Below are 19232 nucleotides of genomic sequence, written 5' to 3'. Positions count from 1 at the left end.
CGCTCTGCGTGGGAATGCCGCTCGGGACGCTCCGCGTCCCATGACGCAGAGCGTCATTGGATGCATCCCCACGCAGAGCGTGGGAACGATCATCCGCAGACCAAAAGATTTAAGTGACCACCAAATCAGAGCGAGATTGGATGTGAGCAAGCGAGCCTATAACTTCTGCGCCGGTCCTGCGGCGCTTCCTGAAGCTGTCCTGCAGCGCGCCCAGGGTGAACTCCTTGATTGGCACGGCAAGGGTCTGTCGGTCATGGAAATGAGCCATCGCAGCGATGAGTTCGTGTCCATTGCCACCCAGGCCGAGCAGGATCTGCGTGACCTGCTGAATATCCCGTCGAACTACAAAGTGCTGTTTCTGCAAGGTGGCGCCAGCCAGCAATTCGCGCAGATTCCACTGAACCTGTTGCCTGAAGGCGGTTCTGCCGACTATATCGACACCGGTATCTGGTCGCAGAAAGCCATCGAAGAAGCCTCGCGCTACGGCCACGTCAACGTCGCCGCCACCGCCAAGCCTTACGACTATTTCGCCATCCCGGGCCAGAACGAGTGGAACCTGTCGAAAGACGCCGCTTACGTTCACTACGCGCCGAACGAAACCATCGGCGGTCTGGAATTCCAGTGGATCCCGGAAGTCGGTGACGTGCCGCTGGTGGCTGACATGTCTTCCGACATTCTGTCGCGCCCGGTCGATATCTCGCGTTTCGGCATGATCTACGCCGGCGCCCAGAAGAACATCGGCCCGAGTGGCATCGTCGTCAACATCATCCGCGAAGACCTGCTCGGCAAGGCGCGTGCGCTGTGCCCGACCATGCTCGACTACAAAGTCGCGGCGGATAACGGCTCGATGTACAACACCCCGCCGACCCTGGCCTGGTACCTGTCCGGTCTGGTGTTCCAGTGGCTGAAAGAGCAGGGCGGCGTTGACGCGATCGCCAAACTCAACGACGTCAAACAGCGCACGCTGTACGACTTCATCGACGCCAGCGGCCTCTACAGCAACCCGATCAACAAATCGGATCGGTCGTGGATGAACGTGCCATTCCGTCTGGCCGATGATCGTCTGGACAAGCCGTTCCTGGTCGGTGCCGAAGCGCGCGGTCTGCTCAACCTCAAGGGTCACCGCTCCGTGGGCGGCATGCGCGCCTCCATCTATAACGCTGTCGACATCACTGCGGTCAACGCGCTGGTGGCGTACATGGCTGAATTCGAGAAGGAACACGGCTGATGTCCGAGCAAGAACTCAAGGCGCTGCGCGTTCGCATTGACGCTCTGGACACCAAAGTCATGGAGCTGATCAGTGAGCGTGCGCGTTGCGCCCAGGAAGTCGCGCGAGTAAAGATGGCCTCGCTGGCCGAAGGCGAAGTGCCGGTGTTCTATCGTCCTGAGCGCGAAGCTCAGGTGCTCAAGCGTGTGATGGAGCGCAATCAGGGGCCGCTGGGCAACGAGGAGATGGCGCGGTTGTTTCGTGAAATCATGTCGTCGTGCCTGGCGCTCGAGCAGCCGCTGAAAGTGGCTTACCTCGGCCCTGAAGGCACTTTCACCCAGGCCGCGGCGATGAAGCACTTCGGCCACGCGGTGATCAGCAAGCCAATGGCGGCGATCGACGAAGTGTTCCGTGAAGTGGCAGCCGGTGCGGTGAATTTTGGCGTGGTGCCGGTGGAAAACTCCACCGAAGGCGCGGTCAATCACACGCTCGACAGCTTCCTCGAACACGACATGGTCATCTGTGGCGAAGTCGAGCTGCGCATTCACCATCACCTGTTGGTCGGTGAAAACACCAAGACCGACAGCATCAGCCGCATCTATTCCCACGCACAGTCGCTGGCCCAGTGCCGCAAGTGGCTGGACGCGCACTACCCGAATGTCGAGCGCGTCGCGGTGTCGAGCAACGCTGAAGCCGCCAAGCGGGTTAAAGGTGAGTGGAATTCGGCGGCGATTGCCGGTGACATGGCGGCCGGTCTGTATGGTCTGACCCGTCTGGCCGAGAAGATCGAAGATCGTCCGGACAACTCGACGCGCTTCCTGATGATTGGTAACCAGGAAGTGCCGCCGACCGGCGACGACAAGACTTCAATCATCGTGTCGATGAGCAACAAACCCGGCGCGCTCCACGAGCTGCTGGTGCCGTTCCACGACAACGGGATCGACCTGACCCGCATCGAAACCCGTCCATCGCGCAGCGGTAAATGGACCTACGTGTTCTTCATCGACTTCGTCGGCCACCACCGTGATCCGTTGATCAAAGGTGTGCTGGAAAAGATCAGTCAGGAAGCAGTAGCACTCAAAGTGCTGGGTTCCTACCCGAAAGCAGTTCTCTAAGGGGCGGTAGCAAATGAGTGGCAACTTCCTCGCTCTGGCACAGCCGGGCGTGCAACAACTTTCGCCGTACGTTCCGGGCAAGCCTGTGGACGAACTGGCGCGCGAGCTGGATCTGGATCCGGCAAAAATCGTCAAACTGGCGAGCAATGAAAATCCGCTGGGCGCCAGTCCAAAAGCCTTGGCGGCGATCCGCGAAGAGCTGGCCGAGCTGACCCGTTATCCGGATGGCAACGGTTTCGCATTGAAATCGTTGCTGGCCGAACAGTGCCGCGTCGAGCTGAATCAGGTCACGCTGGGCAACGGTTCCAACGACATTCTTGAGTTGGTCGCGCGCGCGTATCTGGCGCCGGGCCTCAACGCGGTGTTCAGTGAGCACGCGTTTGCGGTATACCCGATCGCCACTCAAGCGGTCGGCGCGCAGGCCAAAGTGGTGCCGGCGAAAGATTGGGGGCATGACCTGCCTGCAATGCTCGCGGCCATCGACGCCAACACCCGCGTGGTGTTCATCGCCAACCCGAACAACCCGACCGGCACCTGGTTCGGCGCTGAAGCGCTGGACGAGTTCCTGCAGGATGTTCCGGAGCATGTGCTGGTGGTGCTGGACGAGGCTTACATCGAATACGCCGAAGGCAGTGATTTGCCGGACGGTCTGGATTTCCTCGCCGCTTACCCGAACCTGCTGGTGTCGCGCACTTTCTCCAAGGCTTACGGCTTGGCGGCATTGCGCGTTGGTTACGGTCTGTCGACTCCGGTTGTTGCTGACGTGCTGAACCGCGTTCGTCAGCCCTTCAACGTCAACAGTCTGGCCCTCGCGGCAGCCTGCGCAGCGTTGAAGGACGAAGAATATCTGGCGCAAAGCCGTCAGCTCAACGAGGCGGGCATGCAGCAGCTGCAAGCAGGTTTCCGTGAGCTGGGTCTGAACTGGATCGAATCCAAGGGCAATTTCATCTGCGTCGATCTCGCACAAGTTGCAGCCCCTGTATTCCAGGGTTTGCTGAGCGAAGGCGTGATCGTGCGTCCAGTAGCCAATTACGGCATGCCGAACCACCTGCGGGTGACCATCGGTCTGCCAGCGGAAAACAGCCGCTTCCTCGAAGCGTTGCGCAAGGTTCTGGCTCGTGGGTGATGTCACTGCACTGCAATCTGCTGCACCTATGATCGGTCGCCTTGTGGTGGTCGGTCTGGGGTTGATCGGTGGTTCGTTTGCCAAAGGCTTGCGTGAAAGCGGCGTATGCCGTGAAGTGGTCGGGGTCGATCTCGATCCGCAATCGCGCAAGCTCGCGGTCGAGTTGGGTGTGGTCGATCGTTGTGAGGATGACTTGGCCGCTGCATGCCAGGGCGCTGACGTGATTCAACTGGCGGTGCCGATTCTGGCCATGGAAAAAGTGCTCGCGCGTCTGGCGAGCATGGATCTCGGGCAGGCGATTCTGACTGATGTCGGTAGCGCCAAAGGCAATGTGGTGCGCGCGGCAACCGAAGCGTTTGGCGCGATGCCGCCGCGTTTCGTGCCGGGCCATCCGATTGCCGGTTCCGAGCAGAGCGGGGTGGAAGCCTCCAATGCCGAACTGTTCCGTCGTCACAAAGTGATTCTCACGCCGCTCGAGCAAACCGATCCGGCCGCATTGGCTGTGGTTGATCGTCTGTGGCGCGAATTGGGCGCCGACGTCGAGCACATGCAGGTCGAACGTCACGATGAAGTGCTGGCCGCGACCAGCCATCTGCCGCACCTGTTGGCGTTCGGTCTGGTCGATTCGTTGGCCAAGCGCAATGAAAACCTTGAGATCTTCCGTTACGCTGCCGGTGGTTTTCGCGATTTCACAAGAATCGCCGGAAGCGACCCGGTGATGTGGCACGACATCTTCCTCGCTAACCGCGAGGCTGTTCTGCGCACACTCGATACATTTCGCAGCGACCTCGACGCCTTGCGCGACGCGGTCGATGCAGGGGATGGGCACCAATTGTTGGGCGTCTTCACGCGCGCCCGGGTTGCCCGCGAGCATTTCAGTAAAATCCTGGCCCGCAGGGCCTATGTGGACGCTATGAATTCCAACGATCTGATCTTCCTGGCTCAACCTGGTGGCCGCCTGTCCGGTCGGATTCGCGTACCGGGCGACAAATCCATTTCCCACCGTTCGATCATGCTCGGTTCGCTGGCCGAAGGCGTCACCGAAGTCGAAGGCTTCCTTGAGGGCGAAGACGCCCTGGCGACCTTGCAGGCGTTCCGCGACATGGGCGTGGTCATCGAAGGCCCGCACCACGGCCGCGTGACCATTCACGGTGTCGGCCTGCACGGTCTGAAACCGGCGCCGGGCCCGATCTATCTGGGCAACTCCGGTACCTCGATGCGTCTGCTCTCCGGCCTGTTGGCTGCGCAGAACTTCGACAGCACTTTGACCGGCGATGCCTCGCTGTCCAAGCGTCCGATGAATCGCGTGGCCAATCCACTGCGTGAAATGGGCGCCGTGATTGAAACCGCTGCTGAAGGTCGTCCACCGATGACGATTCGTGGCGGTCACAAGCTCAAAGGCCTGACCTACACCATGCCGATGGCCAGTGCTCAGGTGAAATCCTGCCTGCTGCTCGCCGGTCTGTACGCTGAAGGCAAGACCACTGTGACCGAACCCGCTCCGACTCGCGACCACACCGAGCGCATGCTGCGCGGCTTCGGCTACCCGGTCAGCGTTGAAGGCGCTACGGCTTCGGTTGAATCCGGCGGCAAACTGACGGCGACCCACATTGAAGTCCCGGGCGACATCTCGTCGTCGGCGTTCTTCCTTGTGGCGGCCTCGATTGCTGAAGGTTCGGAGCTGGTGCTTGAGCACGTCGGCATCAACCCGACCCGTACTGGCGTTATCGACATCCTGCGCCTGATGGGTGCTGACATCACGCTGGAAAACCAGCGTGAAGTCGGCGGCGAGCCTGTGGCTGACCTGCGCGTGCGAGCAGCTAAACTCAAGGGCATCGAGATTCCGGAAGAACTGGTTCCACTGGCGATCGACGAATTCCCGGTGCTGTTTGTTGCTGCGGCCTGTGCCGAAGGGCGCACCGTACTGACCGGCGCTGAAGAGTTGCGGGTCAAGGAATCGGATCGCATTCAGGTCATGGCGGACGGTTTGCTGGCGCTGGGCGTCAAGTGCGAACCGACCCCGGACGGCATCATCATCGACGGCGGCCAGATCGGCGGCGGCGAAGTGCATGGTCACGGCGATCACCGTATTGCCATGGCTTTCAGCGTGGCCTCGCTGCGCGCCACTGCACCGATCCGCATCCATGATTGCGCCAACGTCGCGACATCGTTCCCGAACTTCCTCGCTTTGTGCGGGCAGGTCGGTATTCGTGTGGCACAAGAGGCTCAGTCGTGAACAACATTGCACCGGTCATCACCATTGATGGGCCAAGCGGCTCGGGCAAAGGCACCGTAGCCGGGATTCTGGCCAAGCGTCTGGGCTGGAACCTGCTGGATTCCGGTGCGCTGTACCGTTTGCTGGCATTTGCTGCGCACAACCATGGTGTTGATCTGACCAATGAAGAGCTGCTGAAGAAACTCGCCGCTCATCTGGATGTTCAGTTTATTGCGGCGACCGACGGTCAGTTGCAGCGCATCATTCTGGAAGGTGATGAAGTCAGCGATGTCATCCGCACTGAAAGCGTCGGTTCCGGTGCTTCTCAAGTGGCTGCATTGCCGGCCGTACGCGAGGCGCTGCTGCAGCGCCAGCGGGCTTTCCAGGAAGCGCCGGGCCTTGTCGCGGATGGTCGCGACATGGGCACCGTGGTTTTTCCAGGCGCGCCGCTGAAGATTTTCCTGACCGCCAGTGCCGAGGAGAGAGCGCGCCGTCGATATTTGCAGTTGAAGGGCAAAGTCGAGGGTGTTAGTCTGTCGAGTCTGCTAGATGAGATCCGTGCACGCGACGAGCGTGACACCCAGCGAGCGGTAGCCCCGCTTAAGCCGGCGGCTGACGCCATACAGCTGGATTCCACGGAGTTGTCCATCGATCAGGTGCTTGAACGCATCATGAGCGAGATCGCCATTCGCGATATCGCCGGGTGACCAAGAAGGCCACAGGGGACCAGTCATAGTCCTGCGGCGCTTCTTCTATATGAAACTAACCCACACCGTCTGGGGTGTGGAGATGGGCGTATCCTTCGCCCTCATTTACAGGAATTAAAATGAGCGAAAGCTTTGCGGAACTCTTTGAAGAAAGCCTAAAAACCCTGAACCTTCAGGCAGGCTCCATCATCACCGGTGTTATCGTTGATATCGATTACCAAGCTCGCTGGGTAACCGTTCACGCTGGCCTGAAGTCTGAAGCACTCATCCCGCTTGAGCAGTTCTACAACGACGCTGGCGATCTGACTATCAATGTCGGTGACGAAGTTCACGTTGCTCTGGACTCGGTTGAAGACGGTTTCGGTGAAACCAAGCTGTCCCGTGAAAAAGCCAAGCGCGCTGAGTGCTGGATCGTTCTGGAAGCAGCCTTCGCAGCTGAGGAAGTGGTCAAGGGCGTTATCAACGGTAAGGTTAAAGGCGGCTTCACTGTCGACGTTAACGGCATCCGTGCGTTCCTGCCAGGTTCCCTGGTTGACGTCCGTCCAGTGCGCGACACCACGCACCTGGAAGGCAAAGAGCTGGAATTCAAGGTCATCAAGCTGGACCAGAAGCGCAACAACGTTGTCGTTTCCCGTCGCAGCGTCCTGGAAGCCGAGAACTCCGCCGAGCGTGAAGCTCTGCTGGAATCCTTGCAGGAAGGCCAGCAAGTCAAAGGTATCGTCAAAAACCTCACCGATTACGGCGCATTCGTCGATCTGGGTGGCGTGGACGGCCTGCTGCACATCACCGACATGGCCTGGAAGCGCATCAAGCATCCTTCCGAGATCGTCAACGTTGGTGACGAAATCGACGTTAAGGTTCTGAAATACGATCGCGAACGCAACCGTGTTTCCCTGGGCCTGAAGCAACTGGGCGAAGATCCATGGGTTGCTATCAAAGCCCGTTACCCAGAAAGCACTCGCGTTACCGCTCGTGTAACCAACCTGACCGACTACGGCTGCTTCGCTGAGCTGGAAGAAGGCGTTGAAGGTCTGGTACACGTTTCGGAAATGGACTGGACCAACAAGAACATCCACCCTTCGAAAGTCGTACAAGTCGGCGACGAAGTGGAAGTTATGGTTCTGGACATCGACGAAGAGCGTCGTCGTATCTCCCTGGGCATCAAGCAGTGCAAATCTAACCCATGGGAAGATTTCTCTGGCCAGTTCAACAAGGGCGATAAAATCTCCGGCACCATCAAGTCGATCACCGATTTCGGTATCTTCATTGGTCTGGACGGCGGCATCGACGGTCTGGTTCACCTGTCCGACATCTCCTGGAACGAAGTTGGCGAAGAAGCTGTTCGTCGTTTCAAGAAGGGCGACGAGCTGGACACCGTTATCCTGTCGGTTGACCCAGAGCGCGAGCGCATCTCCCTGGGTATCAAGCAACTGGAAAGCGATCCGTTCTCCGAGTACGTTCAAGAGAACGACAAAGGCGCCATCGTTAAAGGCACTGTGAAAGAAGTTGACGCCAAAGGCGCCATCATCGTTCTGGCCGACGATATCGAAGCGACTCTGAAAGCCTCCGAAATCAGCCGTGACCGCGTTGAAGACGCGCGCAACGTTCTGAAAGAAGGCCAGGAAGTAGAAGCCAAGATCATCAGCGTTGATCGCAAGAGCCGCGTAATCCAGCTCTCCATCAAGTCGAAAGACGATGCTGAAGAGAAAGAAGCTATCCAAAGCCTGAAGGCTGAAGAAGCTCCTACTGGCGACACCACCATGGCGGCACTGCTGCGCCAGGCAATGGCCAAACAGAACTAAGTTCTGCTTGATCATTAAAAAGGGCGACTTCGGTCGCCCTTTTTTGTGCCTGCGATTTGGTGGAGAGGCACCTCTCGCGTGAAACCAATCTTGTTACTCAATTGTCTGTTTCTTTATTCGGATCAATCGTCTATTCGCGACTAGGCTTAGGCTGAAGATCGCAGTAGTCGGGCAGATTGCCTGGCATAAGGAAGTGAATGAACAAGTTTATCGTGTTGGTCGGTGTGCTGATGTTGGCGGGCTGCGCCACGAGCGCCAAGACGCATGTGGTGCGCGGCGTGAGCGGCATCGAGGTCGATTGCTCGGGATTGGGCTCGAGTTGGGAGAAGTGTCAAAAGCGCGCCACAAAAGAATGCAAAGGCGCAGGCTACAAGGTCATTACCAGATCCGATGATGCCAAGGATGATGATCAGTATCCCTTCGGTTTCAATCCTGCTGGCTATCTGACACGCACGATGTTAGTGATCTGCCGATAGGGTGGCGGTTTATAGAGCTTGTGCCCTGAAAACGGGCGTTTCAATGAGCAGGAAGATATGTCAATCCCTGGGCTGTTCAAAATCTTCCGGGCGTGCTAAAACCTTTCAAGCGCTGATCTAGCTGCTTGAAAAAGAAGGGAAAAATATGACGAAGTCGGAGTTGATCGAACGAATTGTCACCCATCAAGGGCTGCTCTCATCCAAGGATGTAGAGCTGGCCATCAAGACCATGCTTGAACAAATGTCCCAGTGTCTGGCTACCGGTGATCGCATCGAGATCCGTGGCTTTGGCAGCTTCTCCCTGCACTACCGCGCCCCGCGCGTAGGGCGCAATCCAAAAACCGGCCAGTCGGTGAGTCTGGACGGAAAATTCGTTCCGCATTTCAAACCGGGCAAGGAGTTGCGTGATCGGGTGAATGAGGAAGAGGAGGAGGGGGTTTGATCCTCGTCAACGATTATCGAGGAGGGCGCTGATGCGTAATCTTAAGCGCGTGCTTTCCAGTATTTTTATTCTATTGGTTGTGTTGGTAACCCTGGCGTTTGTGCTGGAAAATCAGCAATCGATTTCACTGGTATTCCTGGGTTGGTCGTCCCCGCAAATACCGATAGCTGCCTGTGTCCTTTTGGCTTTGCTTACAGGCATGGTGTTTGGGCCGCTTTTGGCTTTGCTCTTCGGTCGCAAAGCGATTCGGCGAGTCTAACGGGTTACTGGTCAGAACAGGTTGTTTCTGCTCAGGAAAACCAGCGATGTCCATGTTATTATTTCGAGCTGTCTGCAGACTCGGCTTCTTGTCGTTTTTCCCGTCCGGCGTGGTTAGAGGGTGTGCGTCCGCAAATCCTTTTTGTGGTAAGAAAAACTCGCCAGGCAGCGCAATAATTTCTATTAAGCAAGTAATAGATAGTATTAATTGAAGGGCTAAATAATCTTATGCAAAACAGTAATAGCACAGTTAACTCTTCAGTTGAGCTCGATCTTTTTGAAATTTTTGGCGCTATCTGGGTAAGAAAGTGGCTGGTTGCCACTATTGCGCTGGCTTGCGGATTCATGGGCGCCGCTTATGCTTTTTGGTCCACGCCTGTTTACGAGTCAAAATATTACATATCTCCGCCTACCCTTAACGACATTGCCAATCTTAACTACGGACGTGGCACAGGTTCAGAATTGAAACCTTTTACGGTCAATCAGGTTTATAAGGTTTTTTTAAGTAATCTTCAGTCAGAATCGCAGCGTCGACAGTTTTTTGAGTCGACATATCTGCCTGCTTCCGGCGGTGAACCATCGGCTCTGTCCAGTGGTGTGCTGTACGGTGTGTTTTCTAAAACCATCGCGGTGGCTCAGGTAGACAAAGAAGAGGACGGACGTTGGTCTGTATCGCTGCAAGATAGCAATCCTGAGCGCTCCGTTGAGTGGGTTACCGCCTATGTTAACCAGGTCGGTGAGAGCACCGCTCGCGAGCTTGCCCAGAACGCAAAGAAAGAGGTTTTAGTGCTTGGTCGCAACCGCGTGCTGGAAATCGAGACGTTGCGAGATTCCGCTCGCAAGACCCGGAATGACAACATCGCGAAAATTCGTGAAGCGCTGCTAGTTGCTCAATCAAGCGGTCTGGAAAATACAGTTGTTTTTTCCGGGAGGGGTACCGAAAAGTTGGCTGGCAATATGTTTGAAGATAATACCTACATGCGCGGTAGCAAGGCGCTGGAGGCTGAGCTTAAAAATCTCGAAAATCGTCAGTCTGAAGATCCTTTCATTCCGGGGCTGCGTAATCTTCAGAAAGATGTCGAATTTTTCCAGAAAGTCGAATCTGAAAATTTCGAAATTGCAGCCTATCGCCATGATGGCGTTTTGGATCTACCAAGTTCCCCGATCAAGCCGAAAAAGGCGTTGATCATTCTTTTGGGTCTTTTGGTTGGCGGGCTCTTGGGTTGTGCTGTCGCATTGTTGAACCATTTTATTGCCAAGCGTAGAGAGGCTGAAAATAGCGTTGTTCAGGCGGCTGATCCACGTTTGTAAGCCTATATGTTCCAGTGAGAGAAAGTCAGGTGGTTCGTAATCCATCAAATAACAGCAGTCGAACGATGAATTCAGCGTTGCCTGTCGGAATTTCGATTCGTAGTCTGCGCCTTGCGGCCTCTTGCGCCGAACGCGTGTAAACTGGGCCCTGGCGTCCAAGGCTGGCCTGCTGATCGCGGTGCACAACACGTAGCGCTGGGAGATATCAGCGTTTCGACGCAGGCATTACGCAAGCATCAATGACGATTAGTGTATAGAGCGTTACTCGAGTTTAAGGAGATGATGTTGAAAATATTAGTAACCGGTGGCGCTGGTTTTATTGGCTCGGCAGTGGTCCGTCATATCATCGCCAATACCAAGGATTCGGTGGTCAATCTTGATAAATTGACCTATGCCGGTAACCTCGAGTCTCTGGGTGAAAGCGCCAAGAGTGACCGATATGCCTTTGAGCGTGTCGATATTTGCAATGGAAAAGATTTGGAACGAGTGTTTGCTGAGCATCGCCCTGATGCGGTAATGCATCTGGCAGCAGAGTCTCATGTTGATCGCTCGATCAGTGGTCCATCGGATTTCATCCAGACTAATATTGTCGGTACGTACACCCTGCTGGAGGCAGTTCGCCATTATTGGAACGGCCTGGACGCAACTGCTCAACAGAATTTCCGGTTTCACCACATTTCCACTGACGAAGTGTATGGCGATCTCGATGGCCCTGAAGAACTGTTCACAGAACAGACGCCGTATCAGCCCAGCTCCCCTTATTCGGCGAGCAAGGCGAGCTCCGATCATCTGGTCAGGGCGTGGAGCAGAACGTACGGCCTGCCAGCTGTCGTGACCAACTGCTCTAACAATTACGGCCCATGCCACTTTCCGGAAAAACTGATTCCGCTTGTTATTCTGAACGCCCTGGAAGGTAAGGCTCTGCCTATCTACGGAAAAGGCGACCAGGTTCGTGACTGGTTGTATGTCGAAGATCATGCTCGTGCGCTTTATAAGGTTGTTACCGAGGGCGAGATTGGCGAGACCTACAATATCGGTGGTCACAACGAGAAGAAAAACCTCGAAGTGGTTCACACGGTTTGCGCTTTACTCGATGAATTGTGCCCGGATTCGCCGCATCGTCCGCACGCACAACTGATTACTTATGTTCAGGATCGACCGGGCCACGACCAGCGTTACGCGATTGACGCCAGCAAAATTCAACGTGATTTGGCTTGGGTGCCGGAAGAAACGTTCGATTCCGGTATCCGCAAAACTGTTGAGTGGTACCTGAATAATCAGCTTTGGGTAGAGCACGTAAAAAGCGGCAGCTACCAGCAATGGATCGACCAGAACTATTCTGAGCGGTAAGCCGATATGAAGCTTTTATTGCTGGGTAAAAATGGACAGGTAGGCTGGGAGCTTCAACGCTCCCTGGCAACTTTGGGTGAAGTGGTCGCTCTGGATCGCAATGCCGAGGATGGTTTATGCGGTGATCTCACCGACGTCGCGCAATTACAGGCGACTATCCAGCGAGTTGCGCCAGATATCATCGTCAATGCTGCCGCTTATACTGCTGTGGACAAAGCGGAATCGGACAAGGATCTGGCCCTTCAGGTTAATGCCACCGCGGTACAGGTTATCGCTGAAGAAGCTGCCAAACTGGGTAGCTGGTTTGTGCACTTTTCCACGGATTACGTGTTCGACGGAGCTGGCTCGGAAGCCTGGCATGAACGTGATGCTGTTGCTCCCGTCAACTACTACGGCATGACCAAGTTGCTAGGGGAGCAGGCGATTGCTTCGGCAGGCTGCAAATACTTGATCATGCGTACCTCTTGGGTTTACGGCGCGCGTGGAAACAATTTCGCTAAAACCATGCTGCGCCTCGCTGCAGATCGCGATGAGCTCAATGTCATCGCCGATCAAGTCGGAGCGCCTACCGGTGCTGATTTGATCGCAGATGTCACTGCGTCCATGATCCGCCAGGCGCTTGTTGATCCAGAGGTCGCAGGTGTATATCACTTGGCGGCTTCAGGATTCACTTCCTGGCATGAATACGCAAGTCTTGTCATTGCCCATGGCAAGGCAAGCGGTCTTCCGTTGAAAGTGCAAACGCTGAATCCGATTCCGACCACGCAATTCCCGACGCCTGCGCGCCGTCCATTGAATTCTCGGCTTAGTACCGAGAAGCTGCGCAAGACTTTTTCCATCCACTTGCCCGATTGGCGTAGTGGAGTGACCCGGATGTTAAAGGAAGTGTTAGAAAAATGACCGTCATCAAACGCAAAGGCATCATTCTGGCAGGCGGGTCTGGTACGCGCCTGCATCCATTGACGTTGGGCGTGTCGAAACAGATGCTTCCTATCTTCGACAAGCCGATGATTTTCTACCCGCTTTCCGTGTTGATGCTGGCCGGGATGCGCGAAATTCTGATCATTTCTACGCCAGAAGACTTGCCCTGCTTTAAAAAACTTCTGGGTGATGGCAGTCAGTACGGTATTCAATTGACCTACGCTGAGCAACCAAGCCCGGATGGCTTGGCCCAGGCATTCATCATTGGCGAAGAATTTATCGGCAAGGATCCTTGCTGCTTGATTCTCGGCGACAACATTTTCTATGGTCAGCACTTTTCCGATAACTTGCGTTCGGCCATGTCTCAGGCTTCCGGGGCAACCGTGTTTGGTTATCACGTATCTGATCCTGAGCGTTTCGGTGTGGTTGAATTCGATAGCACTGGCCGCGCCCTCAGCATTGAAGAAAAGCCGAGCCAACCCAAGTCCAACTATGCAGTAACCGGACTGTATTTTTATGACAATCGCGTCGTGGAAATCGCCAAAAACATCAAGCCTTCGCCTCGTGGCGAGTTGGAGATCACTGATGTCAACAAAGCGTATCTCGACGACAAATCTCTGACCGTCGAAATGCTCGGTCGTGGTTTTGCCTGGCTTGATACCGGTACTCACGAGTCGCTGCTGGAAGCGAGCCACTTTGTTCATACCATTGAACATCGACAAGGCCTTAAAGTCGCTTGCCTGGAAGAGATTGCGTTTCATAGTGGCTGGATCACTCCAGAGCAACTCAGCGTACAAGCTGAAAAGCTCAAGAAGACCGGCTATGGCCAATATCTACAGAAGCTTCTTTTAGAGGCTGTTGGCAAATGAAATTGATTCAGACCTCTATACCCGAAGTGGTAATCGTCGAACCTGCGGTTTATGGCGACGATCGTGGCTGGTTCATGGAGAGCTTTAACCAGGAAAAATTTCACGCCGCGTTGACAGATCTGGGCCTGTCCGTTCCTCGCGCCTTCGTCCAGGATAATCACTCCTGTTCATCCAAGGGTGTGTTGCGGGGGCTGCATTTCCAGCGCTCGCCACATGCTCAGGGCAAACTGGTGCGTGTTGTTCAGGGTTCGGCGTACGATGTTGCAGTGGATATTCGGCCGGACTCGGCAACTTACCTGCAGTGGGTAGGAATCGAGCTCTCCAGCACCAACCATAAAATGTTATGGATTCCAGAAGGCTTCGCGCACGGGTTCGTTGCGCTGGAAGACAACACTCATTTTCTTTACAAGACCACGGACTACTACGACAAAGCATCCGAGGGCGCCCTGCATTGGAGCGACCCTCAGTTGGGCATCGATTGGCCGGGCTCTGATCACTACATTATCAGTGAAAAAGACGAGCAAGCACCGGGTGTTGCCAGTTTGTCGGTGACCCAGTGATGAGCTTGTTAAAGTTTCTCGACATCAGGACATTGGGTGATGAGCGAGGTCAACTTATAGCGCTTGAAAACGATATAAGCGTTCCATTCGCGATTAAGCGCGTTTACTACTTGACCAACACTCTGCCTGGAGTACCTCGGGGTTTTCATGCTCATAAGGAACTGACGCAAGTGGCTGTCTGTGTCTCAGGACGTTGCCTGATGAAACTGGACGATGGTCATTTACAAGAAGAAGTCTGGCTGGATGCTCCTGACAAAGCGATCGTCATCGACAAAATGATTTGGCATGAAATGCATGATTTCAGCTCGGATTGTGTGCTCGTGGTACTCGCCAGTGATTTTTACGATGAGCAAGATTACATCAGGAACTACGAAGCATTCTTGGAGCTGGTAAAGCATGCCTAAAATCCATCCTCTCGCTGATGTGAAAAGTACGAATATCGGCAAAGATACTCGGGTCTGGCAATTTGCCGTGATTTTTGACGGAGCCGCGATCGGTGAAAACTGCAATATTTGTGCTCACACATTAGTTGAAAACGGTGTGACCGTGGGTAACAACGTCACGGTTAAATCTGGCGTGTTCCTCTGGGAAGGCACTGTGATTGCCGACAATGTATTTATTGGCCCGAATGCTACGTTCACCAATGACGTCATGCCGCGCTCGAAGGTTTATCCGGAAGTTTTTTCAGGCATTACCGTCAAGCAAGGTGCCAGCATCGGGGCCAACGCTACGATTTTGCCAGGTGTAACCGTTGGTGAAGGGGCGATGATTGGTGCAGGGGCGGTTGTTGTTGCAGATGTGCCGGATCGCGCTGTTGTTGTAGGCAACCCAGCAAAAGTTATTAGGTATTTGACCAAATGATTAGTTTCCTTGACCTGAAGTCCATAAACCAGGCCTGCCGCGAAGAGCTGATTGAAGCGTGCACGCGCGTGATCGATTCCGGCTGGTACATAGGCGGCAGCGAACTTCAACAGTTCGAAAGCAGCTATGCAGAATACTGTGGAACCAAGCATTGCATTGGTGTAGCTAACGGGCTGGATGCTCTGGTGCTGGTCATCAGAGCCTGGAAAGAACTGGGTTACCTTCAAGAAGGTGACGAGATTTTGGTTCCTTCTAATACCTACATCGCGAGCATTCTTGCGATATCAGAAAACGGCTTGGTGCCTGTTCTGGTAGAACCTGATCTGACCACATTCAATATTTGCCCGGTCAAAGCCGAAGCTGCCATTACCGCCAAAACCAAAGCTATTCTCCCAGTACATCTTTATGGTCGGATCGCCGATATGCCTGCGATTATGGCGTTGGCAGAACGCACGGGATTACTCGTCCTTGAAGATTCCGCGCAATCCCACGGAGCGAGCATAGACGGGGTGAAAGCGGGCGCATGGGGACACGCTTCCGGGTTTAGTTTTTACCCTGGCAAAAACCTGGGTGCCCTTGGGGATGCCGGTGCGATAACCACCAATGACGATATTTTAGCTTCTACGCTTCGAGCCTTGCGCAACTACGGCTCGCACGAAAAGTACAAGAATCTTTACCGTGGGATGAATAGTCGGCTGGACGAGATTCAGGCGGCCATGCTGTCAGTAAAATTGAAGTATCTTGACGAGCAAACTGCTCATCGGCGTCAGATTGCGAGCTTATACACAGCTGAAATTCAAAATCCCGCGATCAGAACACCGGTGCCTTCCAGCTTTGACTCCGTCGGCGATTTAAGTCACGTGTGGCATGTGTATACCGTACTTTGTGCGGATCGGGATGCATTGCAGAAGCATTTGCTGGCGAACGATGTTCAAACGCTTATTCATTATCCGATTCCGCCGCATCACCAGCAGGCCTACTCTGAGTTGGCAGATTGTTCTTTGCCAGTATCGGAACAGATCCATCGTCAAATACTCAGCTTGCCAATGGGCCCGGATTTATCCCTTGAAGATGCGCGTGCCGTAGTAGCTGCCTGTAATAGTTTTCAGTCAGGCAGGACATGAATCTAGTTAGAACCAGTCTGCTAAATGGCATAGCAGTCATTATCAAGATGTTGACCTTGTTGGGACTCAATAAGGTGCTTGCTGTGTATGTCGGGCCTGCCGGTTATGCTGCAATCGGGCAGTTTCAGAATGCAGTGCAGATGATCACGACTTTTACAGGCGGGGCTATCAGTAACGGCGTGGTGAAGTATACCGCGCAATTTCACGATAGTCCTGAACAGCAGATCCGGCTGTGGAGAACAGCCGGTACAATTACGGTCGTGGGCAGCCTGTTGGTAGGTGTTCTGGTTGCCCTGTTTCATCGGCAACTCGCCTCGATGTTTTTAAAAGATGAGAATCTTGGCGACGTGTTCCTCTGGTTCGCCGGCGGTGTGCTGTTTTTTTCGCTAAACGCTCTGTTATTGGCCATTTTAAATGGCAGGAAAGAAATCCTGCTTTATGTGGCTGCCAATATTGTTGGAAGCCTTTTATCGTTTTTTGTTACTTTGTATCTGGCAACTCAATTTGGGTTGTACGGCGCGCTGATAGCATTAGTTATCTATCAGTCGGTTAGTTTTGCCGTTACGCTGCTGTTATGTCTCAAGACAGAGTGGTTCAAGATCAGTTCGCTAATCGGTCGAGTCGATCAAGACACGTTGCGTAATTTGTCTGGTTATTTCTTGATGGCGGTCGTATCTGCGGCCTGTGTTCCCTTGGGGCAGATGCTGGTGCGTAACCATTTGGCCAATACATTCGGCCTAGAAGTTGCCGGTTATTGGGAGGCGATGTGGAGACTAAGCGCAGCTTATTTGTTGTTGGTGACAACAACATTGAGCGTCTATTATCTGCCCCGACTCTCAGAGTTGAAATCGGGAGGTGAAATAAAGAAAGAGGTTCTCGACGGCTATAAACTGATTTTACCTGTCGCTGTAGTTGCCGGGTTACTTATGTATCTGCTCCGGGATCTCGTCGTCTCTGTGCTGTTTACTTCGGAATTTTATCCTGTCCGAGATTTTTTCTCCGGTCAGGTTATCGGTGATAGCTTGAAAATATGCAGCTGGATCATGGCGTATGTGATGCTCAGCAAGGCCATGGTTAAACTGTTTGTGATCACTGAAATCTTGTCTTGTGCCAGTTTTTATTTTCTGTCTGTCGCCTTTACGGATATGTGGGGTATGACGGCGGTCACATGGGCTTATGCTGCAAATTATGCTTTGTATAGCGTGATCATGTATGTGTTCGTCTATCGCAAGTTGCATGATCGTTCCGATTTGCATTCGAGCCAGGCAATATGAAAAAGTTGATGGCTGATATACAGTCCCGAATATTTTCTGAAGTTGATCTTGATCGGTCGCTGGATATCGCGACTCAGTATGGCAACCTTTTGTGGTTTGCCGATATTGGTATCTATGACGCACCGGCAATCGAACGATATTTAATTGACCGCTGCCTCGGTCAGTTAAATGGCTGCACATTTGAGCGACAGGATAATTGTGCGTCAGTCGTCCATGTCATCAGCGAACCATTACTGACAGGTGGCCACACCAGGCTGATGGAAAAGCTTGCTGGAATGCATGAGGATGCCGTAGACCTCATTATTTCTCGCAGCGCATCAGCTCGAGCAGAGTCGCGTGTTAAAGGATTTTTCTCGAAGACTTCGAAGGTCTCCACCGATCGGCCGCTTGAGGTGGTCGTAGAGCTCGTGAAGTTACTATTTTCCTACGAGAAAATTGTTTTACATATACATCCTGATGATATATGTACGGTTGTGGCGTGCGGTGTCGTCAAACGCCTTTTCAATAGACAAGTGTTTTTCGTCAATCATGCCGATCACGTTTTCTCATACGGAACATCTGTCGCGGACTACTATTTTGAACTGAGTAGTTATGGCAGTCGGCTGGATCAGAAAAAAAATATCTGCGGTAAAAAGTCGTTCTTGGGCATACCCGTAGTAACAAGTAAGGCGTCGAGGCATCCAGATTTAACGCCAACCAAGGATCAGGAACTGCTTTTTGTCTCTGCGGGTTCAGACATCAAATACAAACCTAACAAAGGTAGAGATCTTTTCGCGCTCGTCACTCACATTCTTGATGTATACCGGTCGGCCAGATTTCTGATCATCGGAACCAACCTGAAATCGTCTTTTTGGTGGTGGCCACTGAAAATAAAGTACCGAGGACGGTTGGTAATTCGCGCTCATCTTGAATTTGATGAATATAGCAAAGCCGTTGCGGACGCTGACTACTACGTCGACAGCCATCCTATCCCTGGCGGCACTGCATTCGCTGAACAGTATTTAAGTGGGCAGCGTTGTGTCGGATTAGTGTCGCCAATTCAAGGTTATTCCCCGGCGGATAAGTTGAAACGCATGAATGTTCAGGAAGTACTTTCCTGCATCAATCACTACCAGCACTCCGATTCGATTTTCTCTGAAATAGAAACTGTCAATGGCATCGAGAATGTTAAGCAGCGTTACCTGTCCTGTTTATTTAGAGGCCAGACAACCGAGAATATGCTGAATGCCTCGAATGAATGGACGGGGGATGTCACGTTCTTCAAAAAGGACGAAGGCCGGGCTGACGTTGATATATCTGCGAAATCATTCATGTCAGTCTACCGTCTAGGTGATGGTTTGGCATTGCGCTTGCTCCGTGCGTTAACTATTAATAAAAGTTTAAAATTGTTGGCTAAAGTTTTCATTTCGGCGGTCAGGTTTAACAAGAAGGTTTCGGTGTAGTGGATCTCAATCGAACGGTTTCCTATAAAAATGGTGCTGCGACTTTTTTGATAATGATTTACTGTTTGTCGACAGTCTTGGTGCCCGTTTTTTTACTTAATAAATTAATATTTGCACCGCTGTTTCTGGTGTCCATCGGGTTTTTGGTTTTTCGGCCAGCAATCACATTTGC

Annotated in this window: 19 protein-coding genes; all 19 read left to right on the top strand. The window is 53.5% G+C overall.

Annotation, left to right across the window (positions count from 1 at the left end):
- Positions 1–142 precede the first annotated feature (142 nt).
- The 19 genes from serC to AD669_RS18700 all read left to right on the top strand — a co-directional run bounded on the left by serC (position 143) and on the right by AD669_RS18700 (position 19060).
- Complete coding sequence (gene serC / locus AD669_RS18790; protein ID WP_053122464.1) at positions 143–1228, top strand: 3-phosphoserine/phosphohydroxythreonine transaminase; 1086 nt, start codon at positions 143–145, stop codon at positions 1226–1228.
- Positions 1228–2322 (top strand): prephenate dehydratase, encoded by a 1095-nt coding sequence (pheA, locus tag AD669_RS18785; protein ID WP_007908404.1) that lies wholly within the window; start codon positions 1228–1230, stop codon positions 2320–2322. Before serC ends, pheA begins: the two co-directional genes overlap by 1 nt.
- A 13-nt stretch (positions 2323–2335) precedes the next feature.
- Positions 2336–3448, top strand: a complete 1113-nt coding sequence (gene hisC / locus AD669_RS18780; protein WP_053122462.1) for a histidinol-phosphate transaminase — start codon at positions 2336–2338, stop codon at positions 3446–3448.
- A 28-nt stretch (positions 3449–3476) separates the two neighbouring features.
- Positions 3477–5684, top strand: coding sequence for a bifunctional prephenate dehydrogenase/3-phosphoshikimate 1-carboxyvinyltransferase (locus AD669_RS18775; protein ID WP_053123303.1), 2208 nt, complete (start codon positions 3477–3479; stop codon positions 5682–5684).
- Complete coding sequence (cmk, locus tag AD669_RS18770) at positions 5681–6370, top strand: (d)CMP kinase (RefSeq protein WP_053122460.1); 690 nt, start codon at positions 5681–5683, stop codon at positions 6368–6370. The genes AD669_RS18775 and cmk overlap by 4 nt, the downstream gene beginning before the upstream one ends.
- A 119-nt stretch (positions 6371–6489) precedes the next feature.
- Positions 6490–8172, top strand: a complete 1683-nt coding sequence (gene rpsA, locus AD669_RS18765) for a 30S ribosomal protein S1 (protein WP_053122458.1) — start codon at positions 6490–6492, stop codon at positions 8170–8172.
- A 197-nt stretch (positions 8173–8369) separates the two neighbouring features.
- Entirely contained in the window at positions 8370–8648 is a 279-nt protein-coding gene (locus AD669_RS18760) for a hypothetical protein (protein WP_053122456.1), read from the top strand.
- 145 nt (positions 8649–8793) lie between these two features.
- On the top strand, positions 8794–9090 hold the full coding sequence (gene ihfB / locus AD669_RS18755; protein ID WP_003189779.1) for an integration host factor subunit beta: 297 nt from the start codon (positions 8794–8796) through the stop codon (positions 9088–9090).
- A 31-nt stretch (positions 9091–9121) separates the two neighbouring features.
- Positions 9122–9349, top strand: a complete 228-nt coding sequence (locus AD669_RS18750) for a lipopolysaccharide assembly protein LapA domain-containing protein (RefSeq protein WP_053122455.1) — start codon at positions 9122–9124, stop codon at positions 9347–9349.
- Between the two features lie 227 nt (positions 9350–9576).
- A complete protein-coding gene (locus AD669_RS18745; protein WP_053122453.1) occupies positions 9577–10659 on the top strand; it encodes an LPS O-antigen chain length determinant protein WzzB in 1083 nt (360 codons plus the stop codon).
- A gap of 285 nt (positions 10660–10944) precedes the next feature.
- Positions 10945–12009 carry a dTDP-glucose 4,6-dehydratase gene (gene rfbB, locus AD669_RS18740; protein ID WP_082341485.1) on the top strand — a complete coding sequence of 355 codons (1065 nt, stop codon included), beginning with the start codon at positions 10945–10947 and terminating at the stop codon, positions 12007–12009.
- Positions 12010–12015: 6 nt separating this feature from the next.
- Entirely contained in the window at positions 12016–12909 is an 894-nt protein-coding gene (rfbD, locus tag AD669_RS18735; RefSeq protein ID WP_053122449.1) for a dTDP-4-dehydrorhamnose reductase, read from the top strand.
- A complete protein-coding gene (gene rfbA, locus AD669_RS18730) occupies positions 12906–13799 on the top strand; it encodes a glucose-1-phosphate thymidylyltransferase RfbA (protein WP_053122448.1) in 894 nt (297 codons plus the stop codon). Before rfbD ends, rfbA begins: the two co-directional genes overlap by 4 nt.
- A complete protein-coding gene (rfbC, locus tag AD669_RS18725; RefSeq protein WP_053122447.1) occupies positions 13796–14359 on the top strand; it encodes a dTDP-4-dehydrorhamnose 3,5-epimerase in 564 nt (187 codons plus the stop codon). Before rfbA ends, rfbC begins: the two co-directional genes overlap by 4 nt.
- A complete protein-coding gene (locus AD669_RS18720; RefSeq protein ID WP_082341467.1) occupies positions 14359–14763 on the top strand; it encodes an FdtA/QdtA family cupin domain-containing protein in 405 nt (134 codons plus the stop codon). Before rfbC ends, AD669_RS18720 begins: the two co-directional genes overlap by 1 nt.
- Entirely contained in the window at positions 14756–15220 is a 465-nt protein-coding gene (locus AD669_RS18715; protein ID WP_053122446.1) for an acyltransferase, read from the top strand. Before AD669_RS18720 ends, AD669_RS18715 begins: the two co-directional genes overlap by 8 nt.
- Positions 15217–16344, top strand: a complete 1128-nt coding sequence (locus tag AD669_RS18710; protein ID WP_053122445.1) for a DegT/DnrJ/EryC1/StrS aminotransferase family protein — start codon at positions 15217–15219, stop codon at positions 16342–16344. Before AD669_RS18715 ends, AD669_RS18710 begins: the two co-directional genes overlap by 4 nt.
- On the top strand, positions 16341–17618 hold the full coding sequence (locus tag AD669_RS18705; protein WP_053122443.1) for an O-antigen translocase: 1278 nt from the start codon (positions 16341–16343) through the stop codon (positions 17616–17618). Before AD669_RS18710 ends, AD669_RS18705 begins: the two co-directional genes overlap by 4 nt.
- Positions 17615–19060 carry a hypothetical protein gene (locus AD669_RS18700; RefSeq protein WP_053122441.1) on the top strand — a complete coding sequence of 482 codons (1446 nt, stop codon included), beginning with the start codon at positions 17615–17617 and terminating at the stop codon, positions 19058–19060. The genes AD669_RS18705 and AD669_RS18700 overlap by 4 nt, the downstream gene beginning before the upstream one ends.
- Positions 19061–19232: the final 172 nt, after the last annotated feature.

The organism is Pseudomonas sp. P1.31 (genome assembly GCF_001269815.1).
Lineage (GTDB): Bacteria > Pseudomonadota > Gammaproteobacteria > Pseudomonadales > Pseudomonadaceae > Aquipseudomonas > Aquipseudomonas rustica.
Note: the sequence above shows the minus strand (reverse complement) of the source record. Positions and strands in the feature narration are given on the sequence as shown.